21 protein-coding genes are annotated in these 18,143 nt (G+C 46.2%); 11 read left to right on the top strand and 10 right to left on the bottom strand.

Going from position 1 to position 18,143, the window contains the following annotated elements:
• The first annotated feature begins 228 nt into the window (after window positions 1–228).
• From AC0VXY_RS18135 to menC, 6 genes are all read left to right on the top strand, one after another.
• Window positions 229–1,635 carry an isochorismate synthase gene (locus AC0VXY_RS18135; RefSeq protein WP_475526107.1) on the top strand — a complete coding sequence of 469 codons (1,407 nt, stop codon included), beginning with the start codon at window positions 229–231 and terminating at the stop codon, window positions 1,633–1,635.
• Window positions 1,628–3,382, top strand: coding sequence for a 2-succinyl-5-enolpyruvyl-6-hydroxy-3-cyclohexene-1-carboxylic-acid synthase (gene menD / locus AC0VXY_RS18130; RefSeq protein ID WP_475526106.1), 1,755 nt, complete (start codon window positions 1,628–1,630; stop codon window positions 3,380–3,382). The genes AC0VXY_RS18135 and menD overlap by 8 nt, the downstream gene beginning before the upstream one ends.
• The gene (gene menH, locus AC0VXY_RS18125) at window positions 3,354–4,172 is read left to right on the top strand and encodes a 2-succinyl-6-hydroxy-2,4-cyclohexadiene-1-carboxylate synthase (RefSeq protein WP_475526105.1); all 819 of its coding nucleotides are present in this window, start codon (window positions 3,354–3,356) and stop codon (window positions 4,170–4,172) included. The genes menD and menH overlap by 29 nt, the downstream gene beginning before the upstream one ends.
• 15 nt (window positions 4,173–4,187) lie before the next feature.
• Window positions 4,188–5,006: a 1,4-dihydroxy-2-naphthoyl-CoA synthase gene (gene menB / locus AC0VXY_RS18120; RefSeq protein WP_435989524.1), complete on the top strand. Its 819-nt coding sequence runs from the start codon at window positions 4,188–4,190 to the stop codon at window positions 5,004–5,006.
• A 90-nt stretch (window positions 5,007–5,096) separates the two neighbouring features.
• Window positions 5,097–6,578 carry an o-succinylbenzoate--CoA ligase gene (locus AC0VXY_RS18115; RefSeq protein WP_475526104.1) on the top strand — a complete coding sequence of 494 codons (1,482 nt, stop codon included), beginning with the start codon at window positions 5,097–5,099 and terminating at the stop codon, window positions 6,576–6,578.
• Window positions 6,568–7,689: an o-succinylbenzoate synthase gene (gene menC / locus AC0VXY_RS18110; RefSeq protein WP_475526103.1), complete on the top strand. Its 1,122-nt coding sequence runs from the start codon at window positions 6,568–6,570 to the stop codon at window positions 7,687–7,689. Before AC0VXY_RS18115 ends, menC begins: the two co-directional genes overlap by 11 nt.
• A 36-nt stretch (window positions 7,690–7,725) precedes the next feature.
• Here menC and AC0VXY_RS18105 read toward each other — a convergent pair whose 3' ends face one another.
• From AC0VXY_RS18105 to yidD, 5 genes are all read right to left on the bottom strand, one after another.
• Window positions 7,726–8,448, bottom strand: coding sequence for a 3-ketoacyl-ACP reductase (locus AC0VXY_RS18105; RefSeq protein WP_435989527.1), 723 nt, complete (start codon window positions 8,446–8,448; stop codon window positions 7,726–7,728).
• Between the two features lie 117 nt (window positions 8,449–8,565).
• Window positions 8,566–9,597, bottom strand: a complete 1,032-nt coding sequence (locus AC0VXY_RS18100) for a cytochrome d ubiquinol oxidase subunit II (protein WP_435989528.1) — start codon at window positions 9,595–9,597, stop codon at window positions 8,566–8,568.
• 18 nt (window positions 9,598–9,615) lie between these two features.
• The gene (locus AC0VXY_RS18095; protein WP_079534053.1) at window positions 9,616–10,974 is read right to left on the bottom strand and encodes a cytochrome ubiquinol oxidase subunit I; all 1,359 of its coding nucleotides are present in this window, start codon (window positions 10,972–10,974) and stop codon (window positions 9,616–9,618) included.
• 127 nt (window positions 10,975–11,101) lie between these two features.
• Window positions 11,102–12,028, bottom strand: coding sequence for a metal ABC transporter substrate-binding protein (locus AC0VXY_RS18090; protein ID WP_475526102.1), 927 nt, complete (start codon window positions 12,026–12,028; stop codon window positions 11,102–11,104).
• 143 nt (window positions 12,029–12,171) lie between these two features.
• A complete protein-coding gene (yidD, locus tag AC0VXY_RS18085; RefSeq protein WP_435989530.1) occupies window positions 12,172–12,408 on the bottom strand; it encodes a membrane protein insertion efficiency factor YidD in 237 nt (78 codons plus the stop codon).
• 175 nt (window positions 12,409–12,583) lie between these two features.
• Here yidD and AC0VXY_RS18080 point away from each other — a divergent pair, with 175 nt between their 5' ends.
• Window positions 12,584–13,057: an S-ribosylhomocysteine lyase gene (locus tag AC0VXY_RS18080; RefSeq protein WP_098439263.1), complete on the top strand. Its 474-nt coding sequence runs from the start codon at window positions 12,584–12,586 to the stop codon at window positions 13,055–13,057.
• A 42-nt stretch (window positions 13,058–13,099) separates the two neighbouring features.
• On the opposite strand, the gene ytzI is transcribed toward AC0VXY_RS18080, so the two are convergent.
• Window positions 13,100–13,279 carry a YtzI protein gene (gene ytzI / locus AC0VXY_RS18075; protein WP_435989532.1) on the bottom strand — a complete coding sequence of 60 codons (180 nt, stop codon included), beginning with the start codon at window positions 13,277–13,279 and terminating at the stop codon, window positions 13,100–13,102.
• Between the two features lie 157 nt (window positions 13,280–13,436).
• Between ytzI and AC0VXY_RS18070 the strand changes: the two genes are divergently transcribed.
• Window positions 13,437–13,619, top strand: a complete 183-nt coding sequence (locus AC0VXY_RS18070; protein ID WP_435989533.1) for a hypothetical protein — start codon at window positions 13,437–13,439, stop codon at window positions 13,617–13,619.
• 50 nt (window positions 13,620–13,669) lie between these two features.
• On the opposite strand, the gene AC0VXY_RS18065 is transcribed toward AC0VXY_RS18070, so the two are convergent.
• Entirely contained in the window at window positions 13,670–13,915 is a 246-nt protein-coding gene (locus AC0VXY_RS18065; RefSeq protein WP_475526101.1) for a DUF6154 family protein, read from the bottom strand.
• Window positions 13,916–14,122: 207 nt separating this feature from the next.
• Here AC0VXY_RS18065 and AC0VXY_RS18060 point away from each other — a divergent pair, with 207 nt between their 5' ends.
• The 3 genes from AC0VXY_RS18060 (at window position 14,123) to ytkD (ending at window position 15,475) form a co-directional block, all read left to right on the top strand.
• Window positions 14,123–14,512, top strand: a complete 390-nt coding sequence (locus tag AC0VXY_RS18060; protein WP_475526100.1) for a phage holin family protein — start codon at window positions 14,123–14,125, stop codon at window positions 14,510–14,512.
• A gap of 56 nt (window positions 14,513–14,568) precedes the next feature.
• Window positions 14,569–14,907 carry a hydrolase gene (locus AC0VXY_RS18055; protein ID WP_435989535.1) on the top strand — a complete coding sequence of 113 codons (339 nt, stop codon included), beginning with the start codon at window positions 14,569–14,571 and terminating at the stop codon, window positions 14,905–14,907.
• A gap of 94 nt (window positions 14,908–15,001) precedes the next feature.
• A complete protein-coding gene (ytkD, locus tag AC0VXY_RS18050; RefSeq protein WP_475526099.1) occupies window positions 15,002–15,475 on the top strand; it encodes an RNA deprotection pyrophosphohydrolase in 474 nt (157 codons plus the stop codon).
• Here the strand turns inward: ytkD and AC0VXY_RS18045 are convergent.
• The 3 genes from AC0VXY_RS18045 to AC0VXY_RS18035 form a co-directional block, all read right to left on the bottom strand.
• Window positions 15,465–16,274, bottom strand: a complete 810-nt coding sequence (locus AC0VXY_RS18045) for an ABC transporter permease (RefSeq protein WP_475526098.1) — start codon at window positions 16,272–16,274, stop codon at window positions 15,465–15,467. The genes ytkD and AC0VXY_RS18045 overlap by 11 nt on opposite strands.
• Window positions 16,246–17,022, bottom strand: a complete 777-nt coding sequence (locus tag AC0VXY_RS18040) for an ABC transporter ATP-binding protein (protein WP_475526097.1) — start codon at window positions 17,020–17,022, stop codon at window positions 16,246–16,248. Before AC0VXY_RS18040 ends, AC0VXY_RS18045 begins: the two co-directional genes overlap by 29 nt.
• A 67-nt stretch (window positions 17,023–17,089) precedes the next feature.
• The gene (locus AC0VXY_RS18035) at window positions 17,090–18,046 is read right to left on the bottom strand and encodes an ABC transporter substrate-binding protein (RefSeq protein ID WP_435994393.1); all 957 of its coding nucleotides are present in this window, start codon (window positions 18,044–18,046) and stop codon (window positions 17,090–17,092) included.
• Window positions 18,047–18,143: the final 97 nt, after the last annotated feature.

Raw genomic sequence — 18,143 nt, 5'->3', positions numbered from 1 at the left:
GAAGTAGACTGTCAATCATTTTCTACAAATTCGTGAAGGTTCTATTTTCCAGTAATTGAGGACTTTTACAAAGCTTTTGGTTTCTCAAAAGAAGAAAAAGGGTTTATTATATATATAATAAGGATAAATATTGTAAACATGTCTTGAACTCCGTTGACACACCATAAGTACAGGTGTATCTTATAGTAAGTTTGACTATTGTACGTGATTTTGTTTGGGGGAATTCAATTGGTTACCATCCATAAGACCAATATTGAAAAAGCATATGATACAGCAAGAATGAAGGCTAAACAAATACATCGCCCCGTCCTTCTCAGTATAGTGGAGGAAGTTGATGCCGTGGATCCTCTTTCTTTTTATTATGGAGGAAACTCCTTTCATGGTGAGCGCTTCCTATGGAAGGACCGCGATCATACCATCACATTGGTAGGGCTCGGAGCGGCTCAGATTCTGTCTACAGATGAAAAAGAAGAGCGCTTTTTTACCGTTGAGAACGAGTGGAAGCGCTTTATCCGGGAATCTGTGATCGTGGCGGGGGATAAATGGGCAGGAACCGGTCCACTATTATACGGCGGGTTTCGTTTCGACCCGATGAACGATAATAGTGAAGAGTGGGATCATTTCTCTACTGGGACATTCCAACTCCCGATGTTCATGTTAACAAAGCCTGAAAAAACGAATTATTTGACGATGAATGTCATCTGTCATCCGGATGAGGATGAAAGCTTATTCCAAGAGCGTATCAGATTGAAAGAAGAGCTTCTTGCAAACGCCCGAAAGGCCATCATCCCTGAACGCCCTGAGTGGACTGGGAACCGTGATGTAAAACCTGAAGAATGGAAGGAATCCGTCCAGAGTGTAGTGAATCGCCTGCAAAAGGGTGAGATGGATAAAGTCGTCCTTGCGAGAAAATGTGAAGTGTCATTCGACCAACAGGTGTCATCTGATTTCGTATTGGACAATCTGTGGAAGCAGCAGCCCGACAGCTTCGTCTTCAGCTTTGAATGGGAAGGAAGCTGCTTTATCGGCGCAACTCCGGAACGACTCGTAAAGAAAACAGGGGGAGAAATCCTCTCCACCTGCCTTGCAGGTTCGATTGCCAGGGGGGATACCTTGGAAAGTGATGAGAAACTTGGGGAAGAGCTGCTCGAGGATGAGAAGAACCGGTACGAACATCAGCTTGTTGTGGACAGCATCCAACAGGCCCTCAACCCGTTTTGTGACACACTTTCGATTCCTTCTACGCCACAGCTTATGAAGCTTAAGGATATCCAGCATCTCTATACACCGGTCATCGGAGAGGCATCTGAGCATACGTCGCTTTTGAACCTTGTTGAAAAATTACATCCCACTCCCGCACTGGGTGGCGTACCGAGGGACAAAGCGATGCATGTGATCAGGCAGGAGGAAAATATGGACCGTGGTCTATATGCTGCTCCCATCGGTTGGATCGATGCCTATGGAAATGGTGAATATGCCGTCGCCCTTCGCTCAGGCCTCCTGCAGGGAGACAAGGCCTACTTGTATGCAGGGTGCGGAATCGTAGCCGACTCAGAGCCTGAAAGTGAATTCAAGGAAACACAGATGAAATTTCGGCCGATGCTCCGGGCATTAGGGGGAACCGTACATGATTGATGAACATCAGAAGAACCTGACAGATTATTTAGCGGCCTTCATTGAAGAATTGGTTGGAAATGGAGTAGACGAAGTCGTCATCAGTCCCGGCTCTCGTTCTACTCCTTTAGCGTTGTTATTCGCCCACCATCCCGGGGTGAAGACGTATATCAATGTGGATGAACGCTCTGCGGCTTTTTTTGCATTGGGGATCGCCAAGGCTAAGAAAAAGCCCGTCGCCATCCTTTGCAGTTCCGGGACGGCCGGAGCCAATTACTATCCTGCTGTCATTGAAGCTCGCTATGCAAGGGTGCCCCTCATTGTGCTGACAGCGGATCGGCCCCATGAACTGAGGGAAGTGGGTGCCCCTCAAGCCATTGATCAGATCGATCTTTACGGGAAACACGTGAAATGGTCCATCGACATGGCATTGCCTGAAAGCATCCCGTCCATGCTGCAATATGCACGATCCTCTGCTGTCAGGGGCGTAGCTCTTTCAACGGGATATCCGGAAGGGCCGGTTCATTATAATTTCCCGTTTAGGGAACCGTTGATCCCGGATTTACAAAAAGTTGAACTCTCAATCGGGAAACCGGGAAAAAGAGTCCTTCAAGGAGAGCGACAGTTATCTCCTGACTTCAAGCATGAACTTCAGGAAACATTAGGGAATTCAAAGCGTGGCCTCATCGTGTGCGGCCCCGGTCTAAGCGAAGAGGCTGTTCCGTCCATCATACGATTTGCCGAAGAATATGCACTGCCGATCGTTGCGGATCCACTGTCCTTCATGCGGAGCGGGAACCATTCTAAAGATAATATCATTGACTGCTACGACACGTTCTTACGAATTGATGAACTGAAAGAATCACTACATCCAGATCTCATTATCCGTTTCGGTGCCATGCCTGTATCGAAGGCGCTTATGCTGTTTATGAAAGGCCTGACGGATATCCCGGCCTGGGTTGTGAGTAAAGGGGAAGAGTGGCAGGACCCGACGGCACGCGGTACCGATTTTATTCACTGCGGGGAAAACCTGTTTTGTCAAAGCTTTATGGATCAAAGTGGGAAAAGAAATAGGGCATGGCTTGATGAGTGGAAGCATGTCAATAAGGAAACGAAGAGTTTACTCGTCAAGGGTCACCAATCCTGGGATGAAGGAATGGCGGTCCATCAGTTGATACAGCATTTGCCTGAAGGAGCGACCCTGTTTTCCAGCAACAGCATGCCAATCCGTGATTTGGATACATACTTTTTCACGAATGACCTGTCCCAGCGGATCTTTGCCAACCGCGGAGCCAATGGAATTGACGGTGTGGTATCCACGGCTCTCGGCATGAGTACAATATCTCAGCCAATGTATCTCCTGATTGGGGATCTCGCCTTTTTCCATGACCTTAATGGGTTATTGACAGCGAGGAAATATCAATTGGATATGACGATTGTGGTGATGAACAATAATGGGGGCGGAATCTTTTCCTACCTGCCCCAAGCAGGTGATCAGACTCACTTCGAAGACCTGTTCGGAACCCCGATGGACTTGGAATTTGCTCATGCAGCCAAACTATACGGAGCACATTATTTCCATGTTGGAAGCGGGGAAGCATTCCTTCCGGCTCTCCAGGAAGCAGAGCAAAGCAAGGGAATAAAGATCATTGAAGTTGTGACCAATCGGGAAGAAAATGTAGCAAATCATCGTAAATTGTGGAATTTTGTTTCCCGGGAAATGACTCAGAACCTAAAGGGTGAAAATCTTGATTCTTCAAGTAGATGATATCCGCTATTTTGTAGAAGTGAAGGGGGAGGGAGACCCTTTGGTTTTCCTTCACGGATTCACAGGCGATACAACAACGTGGTCCAGGGTCACCGATCAATTGTCTGCTACATATCGATGTGTCAGCATTGATTTGATTGGTCATGGTCGTACGGAGTCCCCGAAAGACGTCACAAGATACACAATGGAGCGGGTTGCAGAAGATATCTGCAGCCTTCTAGATGAGCTCGAAATCGACAACGCAGTGTTGGTCGGGTATTCAATGGGTGGGCGTATCGCACTTCACTTCAGCTTGGCTTATCCTGAAAAAGTGAAGGCATTGATATTAGAAAGTGCCTCTCCCGGATTGAGGACGAGTGAAGAAAGAGAAGAGCGACGGAAGAAGGATCATGCATTGGCGGACAGAATAGAAAGTGAAGGCATTAAAGACTTTGTCGACTTCTGGCAGGAGATTCCCCTGTTCGCCTCTCAGAAGAGACTATCGGATAGAGAACGTTCCGATATCAGGCAACAGCGACTGAGGCAATCGGTCACAGGCTTATCCAATAGCTTGAAAGGGATGGGTACCGGGGCACAGGATTCTTTATGGGACAGGCTTGGTGAACTAACATTTCCAGTCCGGTTACTCGTGGGAGAACTGGATCATAAGTTCGTTCATATTGCAGAAGAGATGAAAAAGCTCAATCCCGATTTTCAAATCCTGACATTTTCCAACACCGGGCATGCAATTCATGTGGAAGAATCGCGAAAGTTTGGTACAATAATAGAGGAACTACTTTTTACTACATAAAGGAGGAACAAACCAATGGCTTTTGAATGGGTTTCAGAAAGAAATTACGAAGATATTTTATACGAAACATACAATGGAATCGCTAAGATCACGATCAATCGACCAGAAGTTCACAACGCATTCCGTCCTAAAACCGTCATGGAACTAATCGATGCATTTGCTTATGCACGCGACGATTCCAAGGTTGGTGTCATCGTTTTAACAGGTGCAGGTGAGAAAGCGTTCTGTTCAGGCGGAGACCAACGTGTACGCGGTCATGGCGGATATGTAGGGGAAGATGAAATTCCTCGCTTGAATGTATTGGACTTACAGCGTCTGATCCGCGTTATTCCTAAGCCGGTCATTGCAATGGTAGCGGGTTATGCGATTGGAGGCGGACACGTCCTTCACGTCGTATGTGATATTACGATTGCAGCAGACAATGCAACCTTCGGACAAACAGGTCCTAAAGTAGGAAGTTTTGACGCTGGATACGGTGCAGGATATCTTGCACGCATCATCGGTCACAAGAAAGCGAAAGAAATCTGGTACCTATGCCGTCAATACAGTGCTCAGGAAGCGCTTGATATGGGCCTTGTAAATACAGTGGTTCCATACGAGCAACTTGAAGCGGAAACGGTTCAATGGGCATCAGAAATGCTTGAGAAAAGTCCGACTGCCCTTCGTTTCTTGAAAGCTTCATTCAACGCAGATACAGATGGACTGGCAGGTCTGCAGCAACTTGCAGGTGACGCTACCCTTCTCTACTACACAACAGAAGAAGCAAAAGAAGGACGAGACGCATTCAAAGAAAAGCGTAAGCCGGACTTCGGACAATTTCCTCGTTTCCCTTGATTTGAGGGCAGCCTGATGAATCTGATATGGATTCATCGGGCTTTTTTAAATGAAAAATGAATCAAAACGAAAGGAATGGAGAATGACAGAATGACAACACAGGAATTGCCTAACTGGCTGAAACAACGAGCATTTTTAACCCCTGACCGAATGGCTTTAACGAATGGTGATGTGGAGTATACATTTGGTGAGCTGTGGGAAAAAGCCATTTCGATCGGGGAACAACTACATACCATCGTAAAACATTCGTCTCATCCTTTTTTGGGACTCATGATTAAAAACAAAGTGGAGTCTGTCTTACTTGTTCATGCCATTCAACAGCTCGGTTTCACGACTGTACTCTTAAACAATAAGTTAAGTGAAAATGAACTTTCTTTCCAGATTCAAGATATGGGATTAGGGACGGTCATTTATGATGATGAATTTGCAGGGAAGCTTTCTTTTTTAGGGGAAGACGCGGTCGGAGTCTCTTTCTCTCAATTATTCGACACTGTCCCGACAGGATTTGAGGTGAAGGATCATTTTCAGTTAGATCAAGCATGCTCGGTCATGTACACATCAGGTACGACGGGAGCGCCAAAGGGGGTTCTTCAATCGTATGGGAACCATTGGTGGAGCGCCATTGGGTCTTCCCTGAATCTTGGTATAAATGAAAATGATACATGGCTTTGTTCTGTACCCCTTTTTCATATCAGTGGTTATTCAATCCTGATGCGAGGTGTTATTTACGGAATGAACGTGCGTCTGTTTGAAACCTTTGACGTGGAAGGGATCAACCGTGAATTGATGTCAGGGAATGTCTCCATCATGTCGGTTGTCAGCAATATGCTCTCCCGTTTGATGAGAGGCATGGGGGATGAAACCTATCATCCAAGTTTCCGCTGCATGCTGTTGGGCGGTGGTCCTGCGCCACTTCCATTGCTGCAGAAGTGTGAAGAAAAAGGGGTCCCGGTCTTCCAAACCTATGGTATGACAGAAACCGCCTCTCAAATTGTGACATTGGCACCAGAGTACAGTATGTCTAAGCTCGGATCGGCCGGAAAGCCCCTCTTTCCTTCTGAATTAATGATCAAGAAAAAAGAAGGTGCGAATCAAGAAGGGGAAATCCTTGTGAAAGGGCCGAATGTGACGAGTGGCTATTACCGGAGAGAGGAAGCCAACGCCAAAAGCTTTGAATCGGGCTGGTTCCATACGGGGGACATCGGATATGTGGATGAAGAAGGGTTCTTATTTGTCCTGGACAGGCGTTCGGACTTGATTATTTCCGGAGGGGAAAATGTGTATCCGGCTGAAATCGAGAGTGTCCTCCTCAGCTGTGACGGGGTGGAGGATGCAGGAGTGGCAGGCATTACAAGTGACGAATGGGGACAGATTCCATGTGCCTTCATTGTGAAAAAAGATCATCTGACAATAGAGGATATTATCACACATTGCAAGAAGAACCTGGCGTCTTATAAACGTCCGAAAAAAATCGTGTTTGTCGATGAACTTCCACGAAATGCGTCAAACAAACTGCTGAGAAGAGTGTTAAGAGAGCAGTGGGAAAAAGGAATGGTCGCCGATGAAGATTAAATCCATCACCCTTCACGTTATTTCCATGCCTTTAAAAAGTCCATTTGTGACCCATCTTCAAACGGTTAAAGACCGCGAAGGCATCATCGTCGAAGTCAAGGACAGAGATGGAATGTGCGGACTGGGGGAAGGAGTCGCCTTTTCCACACCGTGGTATACAGAAGAAACGGTCAAAACATCCTATCATATGCTGAAGGATGTCTTGATCCCCCTAATGAACAGCCGGCCTTTTCACCATCCTGAGGAAATCGGGAAGCGGTTTGAAGCCGTCCGGGGAAATGCCATGGCGAAGGCTGCCCTTGAAATGGCCTTATGGGATCTTTATGCGAGGCAGCAAGAGGTGCCATTATGGAATATGATCGGCGGGACGCGTAAAGAAGTACTTGCCGGGGCTGTAATCGGAGCTGGCTCGGTTCCAGAGATGGTCACGCAGGCTGAAGACCTTGTGCAAGAAGGATATCAACGAATAAAGCTAAAAATTTCTCCAGGGGCCGATGTGGAAATCGTAAAAGAATTGAGATCCCATTTTCCAAAGCTTTCCTTTTTAGCTGATGCGAATTCAGCGTATAGTCTTGAAGATACACCCCGGCTTCAAGCATTGGATGAATTCGATTTAGAGATGATCGAGCAGCCCCTTGGCATCGACGATTTAGTGGAACATTCTTTACTGCAAAAGGAGATAACCACACCGATCTGTCTCGATGAAAGCATCGTTACCCCCCACGACATGAAGAGTGCGATTCATTTGAATAGCTGTGGAGTGGTCAACATCAAGCTTGGCAGGGTCGGGGGATATACGAGTGCGCTTGAGATCTATCGGTTGTGCCGGGAAAACGGGATAAAGGTTTGGTGCGGCGGGATGATTGAATTCGGGGTTTCCCGGGCTCATAATCTGGCGCTTTCAACCCTTGAAGGATTCCGGGTTCCTGGTGACATCTCTTCCTCCTCGAAGTATTGGGAAGAAGACATCATTACCTCACCGATTGTTGTGAGAAATGGTGTGGTGGAACGTTTGGAAGGCAGCGGGATCGGAGTGGAGCTCAATAGAAAGCGCTTGAGTGCCGTGACACTGTTTAAGGAATCCTTTCCATTCAATGAAAAGCATGTTTAGTCGATCGAGAGCACATGCTCCCTGGCTTTCTTTCATTTAAAACGGATTCGTGGCCCACTGAAGGGATTGTTTGATAAAGATCCTCTGGTGTAATTTCAGCTGTGATACCATATGCTCTGCCAAATCCTCGGGCTGCATATACTTTTCTTTGTCAGCTTCCTCAAGCTTGTCTCCAAAGGTCAGGTCCGTTGCCACCAGGCTAGGATTCAAGGTCATGACACGGATGTTATGTTTTCGGACTTCCTGCATCAGCGCCTCCGTCATCCCTTGGACGGCGAACTTGGATCCACTGTATGCCGTGCTTCCCTCAGTGCCTTTCAAGCCGCTGCTTGAAGAGATATTGATGATGTCCCCCCGGTTCTTCTCGATCAGCTGGGGCAGGACGGCACGGGTGACATAATAGGTGCCGAATACATTGACCTCAAAGGTCCGTTTCCACTCTTCCGGATTGATTTCGAGGAATGGACCGTACGTTCCGATACCTGCGTTATTGATTAAGATGTCTGCAGGACCCAGGTCATTTTTAAGTTTTGAAACGGCCATATCCACTTGGTCCATATCGGAAATATCCGCTACAGCCACACTGGCTTTCACTCCAAGGGATCGAGCTTCCTCTGCCACTTTTGCCAGGGTGCTTTCTGTGCGTGCGATCAACCCGACATGCACGCCTTCACGGGCAAGCTCTAATGCAGTCGCCTTTCCGATTCCGCGGGCAGCCCCCGTAATATAAGCCGTTTTGCCTTTAATCGATTGTGCCATCTTCCATCATCCTTTCAATCAGGTTCTATCGTAAGTGTAAAGTGTAGGAGTGCGGATAGGCAACTAATCTACCTGATGGATAGGAATGAAAAAAGCTCCGGGAGTCCCGGAGCAGATTCATTCACTTTTTTGCCGTAAATACCGTTTATCATTCATGAATAAACTCCAGAAGTAGACAAAACCAGGGAACAGGATGATGAACCCGACGATGTAGGTGATGAATACAGCCTTAAAGGAGTTGGGATCGGTAAAACCCGATTGGATCGTGACCTCAGGATAGATGATATAAGGTAAATGTGCCTTACCGTACACATAACTCGCCAGGACATATTGAAAGGTAACCGCAATGACGGCCACCCTGGGCATCCCTTTCATCCCTTCTTTGTTCGTCGGCAGGAACAAAGCACCTCCCGCGACGAGGAACCCGAGAAGGGAAACCCATAGTAGCGGCAAATCTTCCATCATCCGGTCATAAATCCATGCTGCCTCATGTTTCATGGTAAACATGATGAGAAAGGCCATGATAACCGAAATGGGACCGATGATCAGAGCATCCCGGCGATAAACTTTGAAGGCTTCAAATTCCTTTGAAGCCTTGGAGTAGTCAGCGAGAAGCAGAGAGGACAGAAATAGCGTACTCGCGACGGCGAATCCGAAGAAAGCATATTCATGTGGACTAGTGAACAATTTTCCCAGGTGAAGGGTCTGGCCGTCGCTGAAGTCAATATAAGGTCCGTGGGAAATGGGCAATACGCTGATGAGCAGGCCCGGAATCAATAAGCCGGTGATCCCCGTTACGTAGGTCAGCGGCTTTCTGTAGTCATCTGCGACATGAGAGAATACAAGGAAGGCACTCCGCAGGGCCAGAAGCAAAAGAATCAAACTTCCGGGAACAAGTAGAACGGTTCCCAATGAATAGGCGGCTCCAGGGAACATACTGTACACGGCGACGACCAGGGCTACGATGAATGTATTGGTGACCTCCCAGGTCGGGGACAAATAGCGATTGGCAATGTTTGTCGCTTTCGTTTTATCATGATTGATGTAGATCATCGACCAGAACCCTGCGCCGAAATCCATCGTCGCCATGACGGCATAGATAAAGACGAATCCCCATAGGATCGTAATGGCAATCAATGATTGAGTCATATCTTCACCTCCAGCTGTTTAAGTTGATAAAGGAATATCCTTGTGACTCGCTTCTGCTTTATTAATATCCTTTTCAGGTGGATTCCGTTTGAAATAATAGAGAAGAACCAGAACGACGGACACGGCCAAAATCGCATAAACGGATACGAATAGTATGAAAAGGGTTCCTAAGTTCCCTGAAGTGGTCACCGAGTCTTCCGTACTGAGGATACGATAAATCGTCCAAGGCTGTCGGCCGGTACAGGCGAAGATCCAACCGAATTCGATGGCCATGATCGACAGCGGTCCACCTGCAACGAACGCCCACATCAGCCATTTCGGGAATCGGTCCTTTTTCAGTAACTTGTTCCATACATAGGCGACCAGTGACAGTAAGATAAGCAGTGAGCCGATCCCGACCATCGCGTTGAATAGGGTATGGACGAATAGAGGCGGCCAATATTCTTCAGGGAAGTCGTTCAATCCAATCACTTCCGTATCGAAACTGTTCCCGGCAAGGAAACTGAGTGCCCATGGAATTTCGATCCCCCACTTTACTTCTTGTGTGACAGGGTCGGTGAATCCTCCAACGGAAAGTGGAGCATGAGTCTGGGTTTCGAACAGACCTTCGGCGGCAGCTAATTTCTCAGGCTGATACTCATGGAGCTTCTGGGCAGATTCGTGACCATTGATTGCGGTCAAGAATGCGAAAACACCACCGACTAATAAGCAAATCATGAGCGACTTGCGGTGAAAGGCATAAATTCTCGATCCGAATGAAGATCGGAGCATTTTAAAAGCGGATACGGTTGCAATCGTAAACGACCCCACTACATAGGCCGATAACGCCACGTGTCCGGCTGTCACGAAGAAACTTGGATTAAAGAATGCCTTCCACGGATCTACATTGGTAATTTGCCCGTTTATGATTTCAAATCCGGCAGGCGTTCCTTCAAACGCATGTACATTGGTAATGAGTACAGCTGAAGCAAGACCGCCGATGGCGACAAGGACCAGGCTCACAATCCTCATCCATGGGGCGATGCGACTGGCTGCATACACATAAATGGACATAAACAATGCTTCAACAAAGAAAGCATAGATTTCAATTTGAAACGGGAGGGCCATGACGCGCCCGATGACCTCCATGAAGCCCGGCCAAAGGAGTGACAGTTGAACGCCAGCGATCGTCCCGGTTGGGATACCCACCCCTAACAGAACGGCAAACGCTTTGGTCCAGCGCTTTGCCATCACCGAATAATCAAGGTCATTGGTCCGTTGAAACATAATTTCGGCAACAAGGATCATTAACGGAATACCCACTCCAAGTGTGGCAAAAATGATATGAAATCCCATTGTGATCCCAAACATGGAACGAGCGATTACTAATTCATCCATTTTCAAATCTCCCTTACTAGTCTTTAACATTTCCTTATTGTCCACTTAATGGAAAATAATATTCACGTTTTTTAGGAGGGAGGGCTTCGTATACCACATAAAAAAAGGGCAGCCACGGTGGCTGCTCTTATTGCAAGGCTTTTTTCAACGTTTCAATGTTTCTTTTCATCAATGAAAAATAATCCTCATCCTTTTTTCGATCATCTGCTGTAAGGACGGATAAATTATGAAGCGTCAGTGACTTGGCACCCAATTCATTTTGAACGACTTCTGTCAGGCGTGAAGAGACGTTCTGTTCAAAGAGAATGTATTGAACGTTGTCTTTTTTTCCTTTTTCAATGATGTTCTTCAGTTCCTGCTGGGACGGTTCATTGGCAGCATTTAAGCCGGCGATGGCTTCCTGGTGAAGTCCGTAGCGTTCTTCCCAATAGCTGTAGGCTGCGTGGGACACGTAAAATGTCTTCTTTGGTGCGTTGTCAGCCATCTTTTTGAACTCAGAGTCCAACTCGTCCAGGTCACTCGACAACGTTTTAAGATTCTCCTGGAACTCATCTTTATGCTCGGGCATTTCCTTCGAGAGGGTGTCGGCGATATTCTTGGCCATTTCCTTCGAATACACGGGATCCAGCCAGACGTGAGGGTTCACATCGTGGTTATGGCCGTCATGGTCGTGTTCATCAGCACCTTCTTCATGAGGCACTTCGATTCCTTTACTTGCCGGTACCACAGTAACGTCTTCATTTTCTAATAATGATTTGGAGTTTTCAACGAATCCTTCAAGGCCCATCCCAACATAGAAGAAAACGTCCCCATCGGCCATCTTCATCATATCTTTCTGAGACGGTTCGAAGGTATGTTCATCGGCACCAGGAGGGTAGATGCTTTCAACGTCCACATAATCCCCGCCGATTTTTTTCGTGAAATCCTCCAGTGGATAGACCGTCGTGTAAATCTCTAACACATCTTTCTTTTTGCCGTCCTCACCGGAGTCGGCTCCGCAAGCAGACAATACGAAAATCAATAATAATAGCAAACCCATGCGAATATAGTTCAAGAGGAATCCTCCTTTTTAAGTCTTAACTGTAATGATTACGATTTAGCACAAAGGTTATTTTACTACCGATATGGGGAATTAGCAAGATAAATGGATTGTTTTTATAAAAAAAAGACTGCCTCCCCATTTGGAGCCAGTCTGAATCATTTATCTTTTTGCCCTGGCCATTCTTCCGGCACGTGGTCGATCCCTCCAGGATGAAATGGATGGCATTTTACAATCCGCTTGATCGTCAGCCAGCCGCCCTTGAGTGCGCCAAACCGGCTCACGGCCTCGACACCGTAATGAGAGCAGGTAGGATAAAAACGGCAAGTAGGGGGTTTAAGAGGAGAGATGACGCGCTGGTATATCTTGAATATGACTAACAATATTCGTTTCATGATTCGTCTCCCCGTTGATTTTCTTTTACTATATCAGACTCTGGAGGGGGATTGAAAGGTTTTGGCCTGTCAGACCGGGGGGGAATGGTTTTTTTGCCTAATTCAGATTAAGTTGATGAAATAACTATGAATTTACGTTATACTATGAAGTAGAAACTAAATGGGAGTGATTTTAATGCCTTCAGTAGAAAGCTTTGAATTAGATCATAATGCAGTGAAAGCTCCATTCGTCAGACATTGTGGTGTGCATAAAGTAGGAAGCGACGGACTTGTGAATAAGTTTGATATCCGTTTCTGTCAGCCGAACAAACAAGCGATGAAACCTGATTCCATTCATACTCTTGAGCATTTATTAGCCTTCACGATCCGTAAATATGCTGAGCCATATGCTCATTTTGATATCATTGATATTTCTCCGATGGGTTGCCAAACGGGATATTATTTAGTCGTCAGCGGGGAGCCGAAAGTGGAAGAGATCATCGACCTGTTGAACGCGACGATGAAAGAAGCGGTAGAAATCGAGGAAATCCCTGCAGCCAATGAAAAGCAATGCGGGCAGGCGAAGCTTCATGATTTAGAAGGAGCCAAGAAACTGATGCGTTTCTGGTTGAGTCAGAGCAATGAAGAATTGAAGCAAGTATTCGCATAAAGAAAAACCACCGTTCATGATTGAACGGTGGTTTTTTACTGTTTACTCTTTATGTTCCTTTTCCTCGTCCTGTTTCATCTGTTGGAGGTGAGGATTGTTTTCGAGTGGATCAACTGTATGTTTAACGGTTGTATAGGCTTTGGACGTTGTAAGGGCACTGACGAAAATCACCAGGATACAAATGACAACCGCAATGATCAGAACAAGAGTCATTGACATCATGCAACCCCCTTTTTTTCACTATTTTACCATAGAAAGATCAGCCATTCAGGAGAAAAAACAACATTTCTATGACGTTTCCTATGTTTTCCATTGGAACTTTGTTATTCTGAATATAGTATGCACCATTCTTGACAGACGAAGCGAGGGGGAAGATACCATGGAAATGTCTTCTATGATGGGGAAACAGGTGGCAGAGCTTCAGAGGACGCTCAGTATGAATCTGCTTAAGAGCCAAATGGCGACTCAAACGGCACAAGTCACGGTGATGATGAGGGATATGCAGGCCAGTCAACCTGCACAGCATCCAAGTAAAGGACATGCAGTTGACACAAAAGCATGAAAAAAGCGTTGCTCCGGGTAATCGGAGCAACGCTTTTTAATTGCACTTGTTTAATGTAAGCTCTTCTTCTCCAACCTCACCCGTTCTTCGCTGCTGGACCATTTTTCTTTCAATGTTTCAAATATGTATAAGCGGAAGAAGTATTGTAATTCTTCTGTTTCCATTTCCTGGATCATTTCCAATAGTTCATTCCTGGATGTATCTTCTAAGATTGTAAGGGCAATGAGGTCTAAGTCTTCGTCGGTACCTTTGATTCTTCCACGGTACATTTCGTAAATCTCTTCGATCAACTTCATGCACATCACCTCCCTTTTGTTCCATTTTATCATGAACGTTTATGAATTACTCTACATATTATGCTAGGACAACTCTTATTTGTCTTTACCCTTTTATCGGAATTTTTAACCATGGAAAGGCGTTCTGCCACAGCCGGAGCAACGTTGCTCCAAGAGATGAACAGGTTGTCTGCGATAAACCAGCCACTAGAAAAGGAGATGCTTTAATTGGAGAAAAGCATGCTGTTCGTTGGGTCGGGTCTTAGTGCCATTATACTTACTCTATTCGGAGAGTGGGACATGTTGATTACGTTTTTATTGATCGCCGTGACCCTCGATTACTTCACGGGGATGATTGCGAGCGGGATCGAAGGTATGCTGTCAAGCAAATTCGGGGTGAAAGGGATCGGCCGGAAAGTGCTGATCTTCGCGCTCGTTACCGTAGCTCACCTTATTGATACTATACTAACAAATCAACGCTTTATTCGTAATGCCACGATTATTTTTTATTTATGTAATGAGATGATTTCGATCATTGAGAATGTCGGGAGAGCAGGAGTACCCGTTCCTGAATTTTTACGAAAAGCGGTAGAAGTGTTAAAGAAGAAATCGAAGTGAATAGAATTTCGTCAATTGAGGAAAATGAAGGGTAAGTACAGTGAAGGAGTGGGAAGATGAACGAAGAACGACATGATTATTATATTGAAGTGGCCACCGGTGAAATTTCAAGAAGCTCGACGGATTCCGAATGGAACTTTAAAATATCTGCGACCGATGAAGAAATCACCCAGCTCCGGGAAGTGTTCGATTCCAATCACTCGGTCGACTGGCAAGGTTTCTACCGCTCACACGTTCCTTATGTTCAATATCATTTTGACCGGGAAAATGATGCCTATGATGAAAACCTGCATCAAGTATATGAAATGCTCCACCGGCTGGGAGATGAAGATGTGAAGACCTTCATCGAAAGCATAGGCATCCTCGATTCCAAGCCTCATGAAAACCACGAGTAATGATAAAAGTGTTGGTTCAGAAGTAATATCTGTGGACCAATGCTTTTTATTTGTGGTTAGATGAAAGAAAGTGTGTACGGATGAGGTGACGTAAATGGAACAGTTTATAGATGAAAATGGAAAAAGAGTAGAATTATCTTTTCATAAGGGTGAGTTTCAACAGGAATCCTATCATGTCCTCGTGATCTGCTGCTATAAAGGCCAATGGTTATTGACCCGCCATAAAAAAAGGGGTCTCGAGTTTCCAGGGGGAAAGAGGGAACAGGGAGAGACCCTCGAGGAAGCTGCGACCCGTGAAACGTTTGAAGAGACGGGGGGAGTGATCAAAGAGCCTCTATTCATCGGGGAATATAAGGTGTTTGACCGCACTCCGTTTGTCAAAACGATCTTCTTTGCGGAAGCAGAAGAGATGATCCAAAAAGATGATTACCTGGAAACAGAAGGTTCCGTCCTTTGGAACGGTGATTTTTCACAGATTCACGGAGACCCTTCCTTTAGTTTCATCATGAAGGATCAGGTGGTGGAATCGGCACTGAAAAAGGTGAGAGAAATGGATCTTATGACTTGATCCATTTCTTCTCGAGCTGCTCCACGAGCTTATACATAATGGTTGCGAATACGGCAATGACGAGAAGGGAAAGAAGGACAAGGGTAAAGTTAAAGACTTGGAATCCGTAAATGATCATGTAGCCAAGCCCTTTGGCGGACACAAGGAATTCCCCCACGATGACCCCTACCCAGGACAGCCCTACATTGACTTTTAAGGTCGAAATAATGGTAGGGAAGGAGGCGGGAAGGATGACTTCTTTAAACATCTGTCCCCGTCTTGCCCCGAATGTCTGCATCACCTTCAAGTAATTCGGATCTACTTCCCGAAAGGATGTATAGACGACGATGGTGGTGATGATGACAGAGATGACGGTCCCCATGGCGATGATGGAGGTGAAGCCCGGTCCAAGTCCCACAATCAAAATCGGCCCGAGGGCGACCTTAGGCATGGCGTTCAGGATGACAAGGTAGGGATCCAGTACTTTCGAGAGAAACGGTGACCACCAAAGTAAAGCGGCAAGCAGGGTGCCGAGCAGGGTGCCGAGGATGAAACCGATGACGGTTTCTCCAAGTGTCACAGACAGGTTGGCTAAAAGGCTCCCATCCACAAATTTCACGATGAACAGTTTCCATATTTTCGAAGGAGAACTGAAGATGAGGGGGTCCACCCAGCTGTTACGACTGGCAATCTCCCACAGTGAGAAGAAGACGGTGAAGATAAGGGCTTGATAAAACCACACCCATCGCTGCTCACGTTTCAATGATAGAATGTATTCCTGGTGTTTTTGTTTAATCGATTCTTGATTCAAGTTTTTCAAGCTCCTTCCAAATGGTCTGAAAAAATTCCGGATATGCTTCATGATTTCTGACCTCGAAGGGCATCAATCCTTTTAACGGTTGTGGTACCTCGAATATGATATGGACACGCCCCGGTTTCGAACTGAATAGAATGATGCGGTCACTCATGGAGATCGCTTCCCCGATATCATGTGTGACGAGGATGGCCGTTTTTCCGAAAGACTTCAAAGTGGAAAACACCAGATCTTCTAACTTCAATTTCGTTTGATAATCAAGTGCAGAGAAAGGTTCATCCAGGAGAAGCATTTGAGGCTCGGTGATGAGAGTCCGGATCAGCGCGACCCGTTGACGCATTCCCCCTGATAATTCCCGTGGGTAAGCCGTCTCTACAGCCTCAAGCCCCATTTCCCTCAATAAAGCATATGCTTCCCTTCTTTTGTCCTCTGTCAGGTTCCCCATTATGGCCAAACCGAGAAAAATGTTCTCCTCAATTGTCTTCCACGGAAACAGATAGTCCTGCTGAAGCATATAACCCAATTTCTTCTTCATATTTCTGATGGGCTTATTGTGTAAAGATACGGTTCCTTCTGTGGGCTGAATGAGACCGGCAACGATGGAAAGGAGCGTCGTCTTTCCGCATCCCGATGGACCGATGAAGGAGACGAATTCCCCTTCTTCCACCTGTAATGAAATGTCTGTGAGGGCATGGGTGGCCGTTTTCGGTGAGAAGTAGGTGTGATGGACGGAATCAATCGATAGAAAGTTCACTGTTTTAAGCCTCCATTTTCAAATTTTTACAACTGAAGGGCTGACGTGTGTCAGCCCCCGGGTATTACTACTTTGATGCTTTTTCAGCGATGGATGTATTTACGAGCGTTTTGTGATCGATGGACTGAGGGAGTTCTCCTGCTTCATCCATGATGGCCTGAAGATTGTTCCACTCTTCTTCATCCAGGATCGGGTCTGTGGCGAACGAACCTTGTGATTTATACCGGTCGACAACCGTTTCGATCAGGTCCACTTCCGTATCTTCAAAGTATGGCTCAATCACTTTGGCGATGTCGGCGGCTGAATGTTCTTCCACCCATTGCTGAGCTTTATAAAGGGCTTTCGTGAATTTCTCCACCGTTTCTTTGTGTTCTTTCATATAACTGTCTTTCGCCATGAAGGTTGTGTACGGCACATGCCCTGATTCGGTGCCAAAGGAAGCGACGATATGGCCTTTACCTTCTTGTTCAAAGATGGAGGCGGTCGGTTCGAATAATTGGACGTAGTCGCCGGTACCAGATGCAAAGGCATTGGCAACATTGGCGAAATCAATGTTCTGGATCAGGTTTAAATCGTTCTTCGGATCAATGCCGTGGTTCTTCAATACGAATTCCCCGACCATTTGAGGCATGCCGCCTTTACGCTGGCCAAGGAAGGTTGAACCCTTCAGCTGATCCCATTCGAAGTTCTCCACCTTTTCCCTGGAGACGAGAAACGTACCGTCGGTTTGGGTTAATTGAGCGAAGTTGATGACAGGGTCATCCGACCCTTGTGCATGGACATAGATGGACGTTTCAGAGCCGACCAGTGCGACATCCGCGCCGTTTGATAATAGGGTGGTCATCGTCTTATCCCCGCCCCATGTGGTGGTCAGCTCAATGTCGAGACCTTCCTCTTTGAAGAATCCTTTTTCGATCGCTACATATTCAGGTGCGTAAAAAATCGAGCGGGTCACTTCCGCAACACGCACCTTTTGGACAGCCTCCTCTTTTTCTCCACATGCAGTCAATCCGATGGTCAACATGAGAATGAGGAGTATACCTAATCCGCTTCGAATCCATTTTTTCAATTCAATCTTCCTCCTTTATTTTTTCCGGATAATTCAGTAGTTGGGATGAGTG

It is taken from the genome of Rossellomorea sp. QJM3NY_18 (assembly GCF_056173145.1).
Note: the sequence above shows the minus strand (reverse complement) of the source record. Positions and strands in the feature narration are given on the sequence as shown.

What these genes read in the sequence shown, in the direction of transcription:
- menD (WP_475526106.1), top strand. Translation starts at nt 1,628, where the DNA reads ATGATTGATGAACATCAGAAGAACCTGACAGATTATTTAGCGGCCTTC.
- menB (WP_435989524.1), top strand. Translation starts at nt 4,188, where the DNA reads ATGGCTTTTGAATGGGTTTCAGAAAGAAATTACGAAGATATTTTATAC.
- AC0VXY_RS18115 (WP_475526104.1), top strand. Translation starts at nt 5,097, where the DNA reads ATGACAACACAGGAATTGCCTAACTGGCTGAAACAACGAGCATTTTTA.
- menC (WP_475526103.1), top strand. Translation starts at nt 6,568, where the DNA reads ATGAAGATTAAATCCATCACCCTTCACGTTATTTCCATGCCTTTAAAA.
- AC0VXY_RS18105 (WP_435989527.1), bottom strand. Translation starts at nt 8,448, where the DNA reads ATGGCACAATCGATTAAAGGCAAAACGGCTTATATTACGGGGGCTGCC.
- AC0VXY_RS18100 (WP_435989528.1), bottom strand. Translation starts at nt 9,597, where the DNA reads ATGACTCAATCATTGATTGCCATTACGATCCTATGGGGATTCGTCTTT.
- AC0VXY_RS18095 (WP_079534053.1), bottom strand. Translation starts at nt 10,974, where the DNA reads ATGGATGAATTAGTAATCGCTCGTTCCATGTTTGGGATCACAATGGGA.
- yidD (WP_435989530.1), bottom strand. Translation starts at nt 12,408, where the DNA reads ATGAAACGAATATTGTTAGTCATATTCAAGATATACCAGCGCGTCATC.
- AC0VXY_RS18080 (WP_098439263.1), top strand. Translation starts at nt 12,584, where the DNA reads ATGCCTTCAGTAGAAAGCTTTGAATTAGATCATAATGCAGTGAAAGCT.
- ytzI (WP_435989532.1), bottom strand. Translation starts at nt 13,279, where the DNA reads ATGATGTCAATGACTCTTGTTCTGATCATTGCGGTTGTCATTTGTATC.
- AC0VXY_RS18070 (WP_435989533.1), top strand. Translation starts at nt 13,437, where the DNA reads ATGGAAATGTCTTCTATGATGGGGAAACAGGTGGCAGAGCTTCAGAGG.
- AC0VXY_RS18065 (WP_475526101.1), bottom strand. Translation starts at nt 13,915, where the DNA reads ATGAAGTTGATCGAAGAGATTTACGAAATGTACCGTGGAAGAATCAAA.
- AC0VXY_RS18055 (WP_435989535.1), top strand. Translation starts at nt 14,569, where the DNA reads ATGAACGAAGAACGACATGATTATTATATTGAAGTGGCCACCGGTGAA.
- ytkD (WP_475526099.1), top strand. Translation starts at nt 15,002, where the DNA reads ATGGAACAGTTTATAGATGAAAATGGAAAAAGAGTAGAATTATCTTTT.
- AC0VXY_RS18035 (WP_435994393.1), bottom strand. Translation starts at nt 18,046, where the DNA reads ATGTTGACCATCGGATTGACTGCATGTGGAGAAAAAGAGGAGGCTGTC.